This window comes from Clostridium thermobutyricum DSM 4928, from assembly GCF_002050515.1.
Taxonomy (GTDB): domain Bacteria; phylum Bacillota; class Clostridia; order Clostridiales; family Clostridiaceae; genus Clostridium; species Clostridium thermobutyricum.
The window spans coordinates 1-13,458 of the sequence record NZ_LTAY01000030.1 but is presented as its reverse complement, the minus strand read 5'-3'; the positions used below and the strand labels follow the sequence as shown (position 1 = coordinate 13,458).

12 protein-coding genes are annotated in these 13,458 nt (G+C 26.2%); 10 read left to right on the top strand and 2 right to left on the bottom strand.

Going from position 1 to position 13,458, the window contains the following annotated elements; all coding sequences use genetic code 11:
• The first annotated feature begins 143 nt into the window (after positions 1 to 143).
• From CLTHE_RS05665 to CLTHE_RS05650, 4 genes are all read left to right on the top strand, one after another.
• Positions 144 to 1,646 (top strand): DUF1846 domain-containing protein, encoded by a 1,503-nt coding sequence (locus CLTHE_RS05665; protein ID WP_080022392.1) that lies wholly within the window; start codon positions 144 to 146, stop codon positions 1,644 to 1,646.
• A gap of 203 nt (positions 1,647 to 1,849) precedes the next feature.
• Positions 1,850 to 2,470, top strand: a complete 621-nt coding sequence (locus tag CLTHE_RS05660) for a DUF47 domain-containing protein (protein ID WP_002598108.1) — start codon at positions 1,850 to 1,852, stop codon at positions 2,468 to 2,470.
• Positions 2,463 to 3,461, top strand: a complete 999-nt coding sequence (locus CLTHE_RS05655; protein ID WP_080022391.1) for an inorganic phosphate transporter — start codon at positions 2,463 to 2,465, stop codon at positions 3,459 to 3,461. The genes CLTHE_RS05660 and CLTHE_RS05655 overlap by 8 nt, the downstream gene beginning before the upstream one ends.
• 177 nt (positions 3,462 to 3,638) lie before the next feature.
• Positions 3,639 to 4,532, top strand: coding sequence for a DUF368 domain-containing protein (locus tag CLTHE_RS05650; protein WP_080022390.1), 894 nt, complete (start codon positions 3,639 to 3,641; stop codon positions 4,530 to 4,532).
• Between the two features lie 34 nt (positions 4,533 to 4,566).
• On the opposite strand, the gene CLTHE_RS05645 is transcribed toward CLTHE_RS05650, so the two are convergent.
• Complete coding sequence (locus CLTHE_RS05645; protein ID WP_080022389.1) at positions 4,567 to 5,421, bottom strand: GGDEF domain-containing protein; 855 nt, start codon at positions 5,419 to 5,421, stop codon at positions 4,567 to 4,569.
• Between the two features lie 167 nt (positions 5,422 to 5,588).
• On the opposite strand from CLTHE_RS05645, the gene CLTHE_RS05640 reads away from it, so the two are divergent.
• The 6 genes from CLTHE_RS05640 to CLTHE_RS05615 all read left to right on the top strand — a co-directional run bounded on the left by CLTHE_RS05640 (position 5,589) and on the right by CLTHE_RS05615 (position 11,893).
• Positions 5,589 to 6,092, top strand: coding sequence for a hypothetical protein (locus tag CLTHE_RS05640; protein ID WP_080022388.1), 504 nt, complete (start codon positions 5,589 to 5,591; stop codon positions 6,090 to 6,092).
• A 252-nt stretch (positions 6,093 to 6,344) separates the two neighbouring features.
• Complete coding sequence (locus CLTHE_RS05635) at positions 6,345 to 6,590, top strand: TM1266 family iron-only hydrogenase system putative regulator (RefSeq protein WP_002598103.1); 246 nt, start codon at positions 6,345 to 6,347, stop codon at positions 6,588 to 6,590.
• Positions 6,591 to 6,608: 18 nt separating this feature from the next.
• A complete protein-coding gene (gene hydE, locus CLTHE_RS05630) occupies positions 6,609 to 7,664 on the top strand; it encodes a [FeFe] hydrogenase H-cluster radical SAM maturase HydE (RefSeq protein ID WP_080022387.1) in 1,056 nt (351 codons plus the stop codon).
• A 30-nt stretch (positions 7,665 to 7,694) separates the two neighbouring features.
• Complete coding sequence (hydG, locus tag CLTHE_RS05625) at positions 7,695 to 9,077, top strand: [FeFe] hydrogenase H-cluster radical SAM maturase HydG (protein WP_080022386.1); 1,383 nt, start codon at positions 7,695 to 7,697, stop codon at positions 9,075 to 9,077.
• 109 nt (positions 9,078 to 9,186) lie between these two features.
• On the top strand, positions 9,187 to 10,380 hold the full coding sequence (gene hydF, locus CLTHE_RS05620; protein WP_080022385.1) for a [FeFe] hydrogenase H-cluster maturation GTPase HydF: 1,194 nt from the start codon (positions 9,187 to 9,189) through the stop codon (positions 10,378 to 10,380).
• An 88-nt stretch (positions 10,381 to 10,468) separates the two neighbouring features.
• Positions 10,469 to 11,893: a DEAD/DEAH box helicase gene (locus CLTHE_RS05615; protein ID WP_080022384.1), complete on the top strand. Its 1,425-nt coding sequence runs from the start codon at positions 10,469 to 10,471 to the stop codon at positions 11,891 to 11,893.
• Positions 11,894 to 11,953: 60 nt separating this feature from the next.
• Here CLTHE_RS05615 and CLTHE_RS05610 read toward each other — a convergent pair whose 3' ends face one another.
• Complete coding sequence (locus CLTHE_RS05610; RefSeq protein ID WP_080022383.1) at positions 11,954 to 13,135, bottom strand: hypothetical protein; 1,182 nt, start codon at positions 13,133 to 13,135, stop codon at positions 11,954 to 11,956.
• Between the last annotated feature and the right edge of the window lie 323 nt (positions 13,136 to 13,458).

Genomic DNA, 13,458 nt, shown 5'->3' with positions numbered 1-13,458 from the left:
AATAGGAATTTAATAAAGTTAAATACAGAAAATAGATAGAATTCCATTAATAATGTTTAATAAATAGAATTTACAATAGTAAGATATTGTGTAATAATATAGCTTATTAATTTAAATGAATTATATATAAATAGGAGTGGAATATGAAAATAGGATTTGATCATGTAAAATATTTAGAAGAACAATCAAAATATATATTAGAGAGAGTGAATAACTACGATAAATTATATTTAGAATTTGGAGGAAAATTACTTTTTGATTTACATGCAAAAAGAGTTTTACCAGGTTTTGATGAAAATGCAAAAATAAAATTATTACATAAATTAAGAGATAAAGCTGAAATAATAATTTGTGTATATGCTGGAGATATAGAAAGAAATAAAATAAGAGGCGATTTTGGAATAACATATGATATAGACGTTTTAAGACTTATAGATGATTTAAGAAGCTATGATCTAGATGTTAATTCTGTTGTTATAACAAGATATAGTGGACAGCCAGCTGCAAGCATATTTATAAATAAGCTTGAAAGAAGAGGAATAAAAGTTTATAAACATAGTAAAACAAAAGGTTATCCAACAGATGTAGATACTATCGTAAGTGATGAAGGATATGGAAAAAATCCTTACATAGAAACAACTAAACCAATAGTTGTAGTAACAGCTCCAGGGCCAGGAAGTGGAAAGCTTGCAACATGTTTAAGTCAGCTTTATCATGAATATAAAAATGGTAAAGTAGCAGGATATTCAAAATTTGAAACTTTCCCTGTATGGAATGTACCATTAAAACATCCTTTAAATATTGCATATGAAGCAGCTACAGCTGATTTAAAAGATGTAAACATGATAGATTCATTCCATTTTGATTATTATAATAAAGTCGCTATAAATTACAATAGAGATATTGAAAGTTTTCCAGTTCTAAAAAGAATAATTGAAAAAATTAGTGGAGAAGAATCAGAATATAAATCTCCAACTGATATGGGAGTAAATAGAGTAGGTTTTGGAATAATAGATGATGAAGTAGTAAAAGAAGCTTCAAAAGCAGAAATAATAAGACGTTACTTTAAAACAGCTTGTGAATATAAAAAGGGAGATGTAGATAAAGAAACATTTGAGAGAGTTTCTTTAATAATGAATGAATTATCTCTTAAAGAAGAAGATAGAAAAGTTGTAGTTAAAGCAAGAGAAAAAGCAAAAAAAGTAAAAGAACAAAAAGATACTAATGAAACAGTTAGAGCAATAGCTTTAGAAACTGAAGATGGAAACATATTTACAGGAAAAGCAACTGAAATTATGGATGAAACTTCAGCAGTTGTATTAAATGCTATAAAGCATTATGCAAATATAGATCATGAAATACACTTAATATCACCTCTTATATTAGAGCCTATTAGATGTCTTAAAAAAGAAAATTTAGCATATAAAAATGCAGCTTTAAACTGTGAAGAAATTTTAATGGCACTTAGTATTTGTGCGGCAACTAATCCTATGGCACAAGTTGCTTTAAGTAAACTTAAAAATCTTAAAGGAGCTCAAGCTCATTCAACAACAATAATTAGTAATAATAATGAGCAAACTTTTAGAAAATTAGGTATAGATATAACTTGTGATCCAGAATATCCAACAGAAAATTTATATTATTAAATGTATCAAAAGAGTGAAAATTGTTACCAACAATCTTCACTCTTTTTTAAATATTATATTTATTTTTTAAATAAAAAGTAAATAATAAGAACAATGAGTTAAATAAATTATGAACCTATTCAAATATAAAAAATTAAAGATTATACTAAGAAAGTAAGAAAATAAATAGCATATTTTAAAATTTAAGGAGTTGGAATAAATATATGTTTAACTTTAATCCTAGAGAAGATAAATTTTTTGTTATGTTTATAGATGAGGCAAAAAATATTCACGAGTCAGCTATTTTATTAAAGAAAGGATTTGAAAATTTAGATAATAAGAACGAAATTGCTAAATTGTTAGGAGATTTAGAACATAAAGGGGACTTAATGGTTCACGATAATATAATAGAATTAAATAATGCTTTTATAACACCTATTGATAGAGAAGATATATTTAGGATAATAAAAAAGATGGATAATGTATTAGATGATATAGATTCAGCAGCTAATAGATTAATAATGTATGATATTAAAGAAGTTACAGAAGAATCTTTAGAAATGTGTGATATGATAATTGAAATAACATCAGAACTTTTAAAATTAATGGAAGAACTTAAGAAAATAGGGAAAAGAAACTCTATGGTAGAAAAAATAAGAGAAATAAATGCAATAGAGCATAAAGGAGATAAGCTTTATAGAAGAACTATAACAAATTTATTTAAAAATACAGACCCAATTGAAATCATAAAATGGAAAGATATATATTTAATATTAGAAAATACATTAGATAGTTGTGAGCAAATAGCAGCAATAGTTGAAGGAGTTGTAATGAAACATGCCTAGTACTCTTATTATAACTGGAATAATAGTTGTATTAGCTTTAAGCTTTGATTTTATAAATGGATTTCATGATACAGCAACAGCTGTTGCAACAACAATATCTACTAGAGCTTTAAGACCAAGAACAGCTATATTACTTTGTGCATTTTTTAATTTTATTGGAGCTTTTATGGGGACAGCTGTTGCAAAAACAGTTGGAGATGACATCATAAATCATAAATATTTACCACAATGGTGTCTTGTTGGAGTTTTAGCTTCATGTATTATATGGAATATAATAACTTGGTATTTCGCAATTCCAAGTAGTTCATCCCATACTCTTATAGGTTCATTAATAGGAGCAGGAATAGCTTTTAATGGTAGTATAGATAAAATACAATGGGGAAATGTTTTTAATCATGTAGTAGTATGGTTAATTTTAGGTCCAGCTATTGGTTTTATACTTGGATATATAATAATGCTAATTTTAAATTGGACTTTTAGAAAATGTAAAATTGGAATAGTAAACAAGATATTCCTTAAAATGGAAATTTTAGGTACAGCTTTTATGGCATTAAACCATGGAGCAAATGATGCTCAAAAATCAATGGGAATTATAACAATGGCACTTTTAAGTGGAGGAGTTATAAGCACATTTGATGTTCCAACTTGGGTAATTGCAGCTTGTGCTCTTTCTATGGCTCTTGGAACTTCTATTGGTGGAAAGAAAATAATTAAAACAATGGGAAATAAAATGACTAAACTTAATCCTGTTGGAGGATTTGCTTCGCAAATAGGAGCAGCTGTGGCTATCTTAGGTGCAACTATTTTTGATGCGCCAGTAAGTACAACTCAAGTAATGACTACAACAATTATGGGAGTTGGAGCATCTAAAAATATAAAATCAGTTAAATGGGGAGTTGCAAGAGGAATAATCTGGGCTTGGGTTTTAACAATTCCAGTAAGTGCAGTTATATCAGGAATATTAATAACAGTAGTTAAATTTATAATATAGTAAAATTTGATTGAACTATTTTAAATTTTATATAGTTCAATCTTTTTTTACATAAATATCAATATAAAAATAAAATAAATATTACAAATAATAATAAAGTGTAGATTTTTTATGAAAAAAGATATAAAATAATATCTAATATTACTTATTATTGGATAAAAAAAGAGGAGATGGAAAATGTATATAATTAATTTTATTAGAGGTTTTTGTATGGCGCTTGCAGATAGTGTACCAGGAGTGTCAGGAGGTACAATTGCATTTGTATTAGGATTTTATGATAAGTTTATAAATTCTCTTAATAATTTAGTGACAGGAAATAAAGAAGAAAGATTAGAAGCTATAAAATTCTTAATAAAACTAGGAATTGGATGGATAGTAGGATTTATTCTTTCAGTTTTATTTATAACTTCTGTTTTTAATAATCATATATATGCAATAAGTTCTTTATTTATTGGATTTATCGTAGTTGCAATTCCGATAATATGGAAAGAAGAAAAAGAGTGTTTAGTTGGAAATTATAAAAATATTATTTTTATGATAATTGGTATAATAGTGGTATTTTGTATTACATACTTTAATCCAGTAAAAGGTGGAGAAGGTGTAAATGTTTCTGCTAGTCATTTAAACATTGGCTTAGGTATTTATATATTTATATCAGCTATGATTGCTATTTCAGCCATGGTTCTTCCAGGAATATCAGGATCAACAATTCTTCTTATATTTGGGCTTTATGCACCAATATTAGGAGCAATAAAAGGTGTATTAAAATTGAATTTTGAATATATACCAGTTGTATTTATATTTGGAATAGGAATTCTTACAGGTATTGCAGTTACAATAAGAGGAGTTAAATATTTATTAGCTAATTATAGATCTGCAACTACTTATTGTATTTTAGGTCTTATGATAGGATCAATATATGCAGTAATTATGGGTCCTACTTCATTAGAAATACCAAAAGAAGCTATGACACTTTCAACATTTAGTCCATTATTTTTTATTATTGGTGGAGCATTAATAGTTATATTAGAAAGATTAAAAGTGCATTTTGAAAAAAGAAATATAAAATAAAAAAATACTTCACAGATTTTTCTGTGAAGTATTTTTAATATACAATTTTATTTCTACCGGATTTTTTAGCTATATATAAATTTTCATCAGATTTACTTAAAAGTTCACTAAAGGAAGTTTTATCATAAGTAGATGAAAAAATACCCATACTGCAATAAATTTGAATTATATCATCTTTAAATCTAAAAAATTTTCTATTTAGAGCTTCTCTTATTTTTTTAGAAAGAAGTAAAGCACTAGACATAGGCTTGTTATTTAAAATTATTAAAAATTCTTCTCCACCATATCTACAAAACCAATCTGTTTCGGAAACTAAACTTAAAACTATATTTGAGAATTCTACTAATATTTTATCACCAAATAAATGTCCATATTTATCATTTATATTTTTAAAATGGTCTAAATCTATCATTATTATTGAAACTGGATTGTTTGATTTTTTATTAAGCTTCTTTAGAAGATTTTCTTTAAGAAAACATCTATTATAAGCACCTGTTAAGTGATCTTTGGTTAAGTTTTCTGTTACATCTTTAAAAAATAAATCAAGAGATTTTTTTTCAGTAGATTCACTTATTACAAAAGTTTCTGTTACATCTTTAAAAAATTCTACTATATAACTTTTTTCTTGAATTTTAACAGGAAATAAAAATATTAAAAAAGCTTTTTTATTTGTCATCTCTAATTTTTGAAAAGATCTTTGTTCTTTATGAGCTTTTAAAGCTAAACAATTTTTACATCTAATAGATTCATCTTCTAAACAATGAAAATTGCTAAATCGACAATCAGAAGTTTTTATTATAGAACAATCTTTAGGATCTATAATTCTTATAGCATCAAATAAGAATTTAAATGAAGCAAATTGTTCCTCTATATCTTGTAAAATATTCATAAGTGTACCTCGCTATAATGTAATCATAAAAACTAAACATAATATCATTATACAATAATATTGTCGCATTATGTAGAAAATAAAAATAAATTAAAATAGATAGACAAGAATTTTAGCAGGATTTATAATAAAAAGTATGTATTTTAGTAAATAAGAGGAGTTACAATATGATAATAGAATTGAATGACAAGAAAATAGAAGAATCATTAAATCACTTAGGAAAAGCTATTGAAATTGTGGGTGGAGAATTTCAAATTGAAGATAGAGAAGTTTTAGTTTCTCAAATAATAAGAAATCTTTTTGAAAAAGGAAGTGCAACTATTGAAATATTAGGAAAAGAATATTCAATAGAAGAATTATTTTTAAAAAAGACTGAATTTGAAAAATATTACTTAAAAAATAAAATAAAAACAGTTAGAAGTATTGTAGAAAAAATAAAGAAATATAATACTGAACTTGAAGGAAAAATAAGAAAATTTAAAAAAATTAATTCAATTGAATTATTAAGAGAAATAAATGAAGAGATTGAGAAGAGATATAAATGGGAATTTGATAAATTCCTTTTAGTAAATATAGAAAACAGAGATCAAGAAAAAAATTACTATGGAAGTTATTTAGGAGAAAAAAAGAAACAGCTTATAGATAGCATTTTAGTCAAATTAGGTATATAATTTAAATGTATCCATGTTTTAGAGAGTATTCTTTAAGATTTTGGGAATTTTAAAAGTATTTCTAACAAAAAAGAGAGATCTAATTTGAAAGAGCAGTTTTTAATATGATAACAGTAATTTTTTAGATGCTTAAAAGCTATGTTAATAGTTTTAGTAAAGTATACTAAATTTAATAGTTGAGAGTTAAAGACTAATTTTCTTTTAAATTATTAAGAGAAGATTAGTCTTTTTTATGAAATGGGGTAAGAAAAAATGAAAGTGGCTGTTATAAGTGCAATATTAGAAAATCCAATTTTATGTCAAGAAAAATTTAATAGTACCTTAGCTTCTTTTAGAGGAAATATAAAAGGAAGAATGGGGATTCCTTTAGAAGAAGAGGTTTCTGTTATTTCTATTGTAGTTAAGGGAGAGTTAAATGAAATAAATAGTCTTACAGGGAAACTTGGAAACATTAATGGGGTTACAGTTAAAACTGCTATTAGCAAAAAAGAAATTTAACTCTAGAAAGGAAGTCTTATGAACGTAAAAAACATTATTGATAAGTTATTTAAAGAACATGATGCAACTGATGAGGAACTTTTATATCTTTTAGATAATATAACTTTTACTGAACAAGAGTATTTATCAGAAAAAGCAGATATTATTAGAAGAGAAAACTATGATAATAAAGTTTATATGAGAGGTCTTATTGAATTTACAAATTTCTGTAAGAGAGACTGCGCTTATTGTGGAATAAGAAGAAGCAATAAAAATGCAGATAGATATAGACTTACATTTGATCAAATCATGGAGTGTGTAGATTTAGGTGATAAACTAGGATATAAAACTTATGTGCTTCAAGGTGGAGAAGATGATTATTTTACAGATGAAAAGATGATAGAAATAATAAAAGAGATAAAAAGACGTCATCCTAAAAATGCAATAACACTTTCTCTTGGTGAAAGAAGTTATGAATCTTATAAAAAAATGTATGAAGCAGGGGCAGATAGATATCTTTTAAGACATGAGACTGCTAGTAAAGAACTTTATGAAAGTCTTCATCCTGGTGCATCTTTTGAAGAAAGAAGAGAGTGTTTGAAAAACCTTAAGGAAATAGGATATCAAGCAGGAGCAGGATTTATGGTTGGACTTCCAAATCAAACAAATTCTGATCTTGTAAAAGATTTAAGATTTGTAAAGACTTTTAAACCAGCAATGTGTGGAATAGGTCCTTTTATTCCTCAAAAGGATACACCTCTTGGAAACGAAAAAGGCGGAACTCTACAAAAAACAGTAATAATGTTAGCTTTAGTAAGACTTCTTTTACCAGATGTACTGCTTCCAGCAACAACAGCACTTGGAAGTATTGATCCTTTGGGTAGAGAGAAAGGTATTAAAGCAGGAGGAAATGTTGTTATGCCTAATCTTTCACCAACAGATGTTAGAGATAAATATGCTCTTTATGATGGAAAAATTTGCACAGGAGACGAAGCAGCAGAGTGCAGAATGTGTATAGAAGGTAGAATGAGAAGATTTGGATATGAAGTAGAGGTAGGTAGAGGAGATAACATAAATTGGTTTAAAGAAAAATAACGAAAAAATGTAATTTTAGGAGGAATTTGAATGTTTATAAATCATGATTATATTAACAGCATCTTAGAAGAAACTAAAAATCCTACAAGAGAAGAATCTTTACAAGTTATAGAAAAGGCTAGAAAAAGAGAAAAATTAGATTACAGAGACATAGCTATACTTTTAGCTACAAAAGAAAAAGATGTAGAAAAAGAAATTTTTAAAATTGCAGGGGAAATCAAAGAAGAAATATATGGAAAAAGAATAGTTATATTTGCTCCTCTTTATGTAAGTGACTATTGTGTTAACAAATGTGTTTATTGTGGATACCAATGTAACAATAAATTTGAAAGAAAAAAATTAACTCAAGAAGAAGTGGCAGAAGAAGTAAGACTTCTTGAAGCGATGGGGCACAAGAGACTTGTTTTAGAACTTGGAGAAGATCCTGTAAATGCTCCTATAGAATATGTTCTTGAATGTATAGATACAATGTACAAAACTCAAAATGGAAATGGAGAAATAAGAAGAACAAATGTAAATATTGCTGCTACTTCTGTTGAAAATTATAGAAAATTATATGAAAAAGGAATAGGAACTTATGTATTATTCCAAGAAACTTATAATAAACCAATGTATGAAAAAGCACATCCAAATTCATTAAAGAGCGATTATGAATATCATTTAACAGCTTTTGATAGAGCTATGGAAGCTGGAATTGAAGATGTTGGAGCAGGAGTTTTATTTGGACTAGCTGATCCAAGATTTGAAGTTTTAGGTCTTATGATGCACAATGATCATTTAGAAGAAAAATATGGAGTAGGATTCCATACAATATCTGTTCCAAGAATTAGAGAAGCTGCTGGAGTTGATATGGAAGAACTTTCATACTTACTTGATGATGAAACATTTAAAAGAGTAGTTGCTGTAATTAGAATCGCTGTTCCATTTACAGGACTTATGATTACAGAAAGAGAAACTCCTGAACTTAGAAAAGAAATTATGACATATGGTATATCTCAAATATCTGTTGGTTCAACAACTGTTATAGGTGGATACAAAAAAAGAGCAAATAATGAAGATAGTGATGAGCAATTTAAGCTTTTTGATGTTGAAACAGATAGTATGTCAGCTATTGAACAGCTTATAGATGATGGATATATTCCAAGTTTCTGTACAGCTTGTTATAGAAAAGGAAGAGTTGGAGACAGATTTATGAGTCTTGCAAAATCAGGTGAAATTCAAAAAGTTTGTGAACCAAATGCTATAACAACTCTTGTGGAATATGCAATAGATTATGGTGATGAGAGATTTAAAGAAAAAGCTATAAATTTTGCAAGAAAAATAGCAAGTGAGATAAAAAATGAAAATACAAGAAAAATAACAGAAGAAAATATAGATAATTTATTAAATGGTAAAAGAGATTTATATCTATAGTTTAATAAAAAGAAATAAAATAGTATAATATATGTATAAAGGCTCCTTCAAAGGATGAATTTGAAGGAGCCTTTTTTAAAAACATAGGACAAAAAGGAGTGAGTTTATTATGAATAATACCCCTAATTCAAATAGGAAGCATATAGCCATTTTTGGTAATACAAATAGCGGTAAGTCATCTCTTATGAATAAGATTTTAGGGCAAGAAATGTCACTTGTATCAGATGTTCAAGGAACAACAACTGATCCTGTTCAAAAGGCAATGGAGCTTATACCAGTTGGACCTGTTCTTCTTATTGATACAGCAGGGCTTGAAGATAAATCAGAACTTGGAGAGCTTAGAATGAAAAAAACTATGGAAGTTTTAAGAAAGACGGATGTAGGAATTTTTGTTATTGATTCAAGTAGTCCAGATTATGATTCATTTGAAAAATGGGTTATAGAAGCTAGAAAATTTAATATTCCATTTATAGTAGCAGCGAATAAAGCCGAAGTTGCAAATAGTGATATAGTAACTGGATTAAAGTCTAAATATAAAACAGTTATTCCTACATCAACAGTTACTGATTGTGGAATAGAAGAATTAAAAGAAGAACTTGTGAAAATTCTTGAAAAAGAAGAAGAAGAGAGAAATTTAATAGGAGATATAGTTCCTTATGGGGGAAAAGTAGTTATGGTTGTTCCTATAGATTCAGAAGCTCCAAAAGGAAGACTTATATTACCACAAGTCCAACTTATACGTGATTGTCTTGATAATGGTATAAAAAGTTATGTTGTGAGAGATACAGAACTTAAATCAGCTTTAAAGGATTTAAAAGATATAGATTTAGTTGTAACAGATTCTCAAGCATTTAAAAAAGTTAGCGATATAGTTCCAAAAGAAATAAAACTTACAAGCTTTTCAATACTATTTGCTAGACAAAAAGGTGATTTAAAGTCATTTATAGAAGGAGTAAATGCTATAAGAAATTTAAAACCTGGAGATAAAGTTCTTTTTGCAGAAAGTTGTACTCACAATGTATCTCATGAAGATATAGGAAGAGTGAAAATTCCAAAAGCACTTCAAAAATATGTTGGTGGAGAATTAGATTTTGAATATAAAGTAGGATATGATTTTGCTGAAGATTTAGATAAATATTCATTAGTTATTCATTGCGGAGCATGTATGATAAATAGAAAAACTGTAATGAATAGAGTTTTAAAATGTGAAGAAAATAAAACTCCTATTACAAATTATGGAGTAGTATTAGCATTTTTAACAGGAATATTAGATAGATCAACAGAAAAATTTAATATAAAATAATTTAATTAGACTGTATTAAAACTTTGAAAGATATGTTATCTTAATAGTTAGTTTAATACAGTCTAATTTTTTGATTTAGGAGGAAAATATGAGTAGTTTTAATGATTTTAAATTAAGCAAAGAAATATTAAAAGCAATTAATGATTTAGGATATAAAAAGCCAACAGAGGTACAAGAAAAGGTTATAAAGGAAGCGTTATTAAATAAAGATTTAATAGTAAAATCTCAAACAGGAAGTGGAAAAACAGGAGCTTTTGCAATTCCTTTATGTGAAAGATTAAGTTTTGATGAAGAATGGGATAAAGCTTTGATTTTAGCTCCTACAAGAGAGCTTGCAATACAAATAAGTCAAGATATTAAAAATATAGGAAGATATAAAAAGTTAAAGGTTTGTACTTTAATAGGAAAAGAATCAGTTAAAGAACAAGATAATGCTTTAAAAGGAAAAGTACATATAGTTGTAGGGACACCAGGAAGAGTATTAGATCATTTAGATAAAGGTACTTTAAACGGAAAAATGATAAAATACCTTGTTATAGATGAAGCTGATGAAATGTTTAATATGGGATTTATAAATCAAGTAGAAGGAGTATGTAGAAGAATAAATAAAAACAGAACAACAATGTTATTTTCTGCAACAGTTCCAGAAAAAATAGAAGAACTAACTAAAAAACATATGGATAGGCCTGTATGGATTAAATGTGAAGGAAAGGGATTAGTAACAGAGGGAATAACTCATGGATTAATTGTAGTAGAAGGAAAAGAAAAATTAGAAAAAGTAAATAGTATACTTTTAAGTGAAATTCCTGAAAGAGCAATTATTTTTTGTAGAACAAAAGATAATGTAGAGATTGCGTATAATTATTTTAAAGAAAAAGGATATTCTATAGATAAGTTGCATGGAGATATGATTCAAAAAGAAAGAAATAAAAAAATGGATAGTTTTAGAGAAGGGAGATTTAAAATACTTATTGCAACAGATATAGCAGCTAGAGGTTTAGATGTAGAAAATGTTACACATGTAATAAATATAGATATTCCAGTTGAAAAAGAAGCTTATGTTCATAGAATAGGGAGAACTGGAAGAGGAGGGCTTAAAGGAAGTTCAATAACAATAATGACTCCATATGAAGATAAATATTTAAATAGAATAGAAGAATATATAAATTTAAAAATAGAGCTTTATAAAGAAAAAGAAATAAAAGATAAAGCTTTATCAGAAAAGATATTGAGACAAAATCCAAAGAAGAGAGAAGATAAAAAGAAAAGTATTAAAGGGATAACAAAACTTTATTTAAATGGAGGAAAAAAGAAAAAAATTAGAATATTAGATATAGTAGGAACTATATGTAGCATAGATGGAATAGAAAAAGATGATATAGGAATAATTGAAATAAAAGATAATGGTTCAACAGTTGAAATATTCAATAATAAAGGAGAGAAAGTTTTAAGAGAATTGAAAAATAAAACTATAAAAGGTAAAAAGCTTAAAGTAGAAAAAGCAAAAAATTAGTTTTTAGAAATAAATAATAAAAAAGACTTTTCTCAAATAGAAAAGTCTTTTTTATTAATATTAACAAATAAGTTCTTCACCCTTATTAAGGTCTTTAAAGAAATCAACTAAAACACATATTAATATTATAAATTGCATTGCAGATATTATTTTAATATCTATAAGATTGTAAGCCCATAAATATCGTATATAATTCATAAAAGAATTAAACATAAGAATTATTGCAACATAAAATTTAGATTTTTTCATTATTGCATATATTACTGATAAGACAACAGCTAAATATACATAACGTCCGTGCATGCCTGGTAGAAAATATGTTGATATTAGAACTGATAAAAGAGATAAAGTTACTATATTAAGGTTTGATAACTTTTTCTTTTTATAAATAATAAAGCAAAAAATCATAGCAAAGATAAATAATGTAAATATTATTCCCGCTGTTCTTATCATGTTATTTTCTCCACTATGGAAAAATGAATATATATTAGCCATATTAAGAGTTAATTTTTTATATTGTGATTCTTGAGTAAAATAAATTGATATTATTTTGCTAAAGCTTCTGCCACTAATTAAGGCTGGGATATATAGTATAACATTTACTATTGGAATCCATAAAAAATTAAGTATTGAATATTTTCTATTACTAAAATAAAGAATTATTAACACTGGTAATATAAATATTGCTTGTAGTTTAAAGGCAAATGCTATCCCAAAAAATATAAAACTAATAGATGGATGATCATCTAGTAAAAAATAAATAGAAAATAAACAAAAAGATGAATATATACCATCACATTGTGCCCAAGCACTTCCGTTTAAAATAACAGTTGGTATAAATAAAATTCCTAAAAAAACAAAAATTTGAGCAAATCTTTTTGAACTTTTATTTTCTAATAATTTTCCTATTATTAAAGCTCCTGCAAATGCTAATATATAGTCAAAAATTATTGATACAATTTTTATTAAATAAAGAGAATATTGAGGTGCTTTTGCTATCAAAGTTAAAATATATAAATAAGGAACATTATAATTTGCTGGAATTGTAGCTAAAGAACGTAATCCTCCATGAGTTGCTATATAGTTAACCCAAGGTTTAAGAAAATAAGTATAATCGTCTGTAGTAAAATTAATGAAAATATATCTTATCCAAATTGAAATTAAAATCATTACAAATACAAAAATTTGAAAAAAATATTTATCAAATAGTTGATATATTTTTTTATCTAGTGTGTTTTTCAATTTTTTTCCTCCTTTATAGAAAAGTTTAGTTCTTTTGTAATTAAAACTTTTTATTGGTTATCTGTATATAAAGTTATAATTGTAAGCTTTATTTAACCATATTATTTTACGTTGCAAATACTACCATTCTAGATTTAATTTGTCAATTGATATATTTAATTATTAACAGCTTTTTTAGATAATGATTTAGACACATATATAAAGTTTAGATAAATTAAAAAAAGTCTTTTTAATTTTAAGAATTAAAAAATATATAATATGCAAAAGAATTAAAAAAGTTACTACTTTCTACTTAAGTTTAGTTTATATTACAAATATTATTT

Excerpts from the sequence above, each read along its gene's own strand:
- CLTHE_RS05615 (WP_080022384.1), top strand. The coding sequence starts at position 10,469 with ATGAGTAGTTTTAATGATTTTAAATTAAGCAAAGAAATATTAAAAGCA.
- CLTHE_RS05655 (WP_080022391.1), top strand. The coding sequence starts at position 2,463 with ATGCCTAGTACTCTTATTATAACTGGAATAATAGTTGTATTAGCTTTA.
- CLTHE_RS05635 (WP_002598103.1), top strand. The coding sequence starts at position 6,345 with ATGAAAGTGGCTGTTATAAGTGCAATATTAGAAAATCCAATTTTATGT.
- hydF (WP_080022385.1), top strand. The coding sequence starts at position 9,187 with ATGAATAATACCCCTAATTCAAATAGGAAGCATATAGCCATTTTTGGT.
- CLTHE_RS05665 (WP_080022392.1), top strand. The coding sequence starts at position 144 with ATGAAAATAGGATTTGATCATGTAAAATATTTAGAAGAACAATCAAAA.
- hydG (WP_080022386.1), top strand. The coding sequence starts at position 7,695 with ATGTTTATAAATCATGATTATATTAACAGCATCTTAGAAGAAACTAAA.
- CLTHE_RS05645 (WP_080022389.1), bottom strand. The coding sequence starts at position 5,421 with ATGAATATTTTACAAGATATAGAGGAACAATTTGCTTCATTTAAATTC.
- hydE (WP_080022387.1), top strand. The coding sequence starts at position 6,609 with ATGAACGTAAAAAACATTATTGATAAGTTATTTAAAGAACATGATGCA.
- CLTHE_RS05660 (WP_002598108.1), top strand. The coding sequence starts at position 1,850 with ATGTTTAACTTTAATCCTAGAGAAGATAAATTTTTTGTTATGTTTATA.
- CLTHE_RS05640 (WP_080022388.1), top strand. The coding sequence starts at position 5,589 with ATGATAATAGAATTGAATGACAAGAAAATAGAAGAATCATTAAATCAC.
- CLTHE_RS05650 (WP_080022390.1), top strand. The coding sequence starts at position 3,639 with ATGTATATAATTAATTTTATTAGAGGTTTTTGTATGGCGCTTGCAGAT.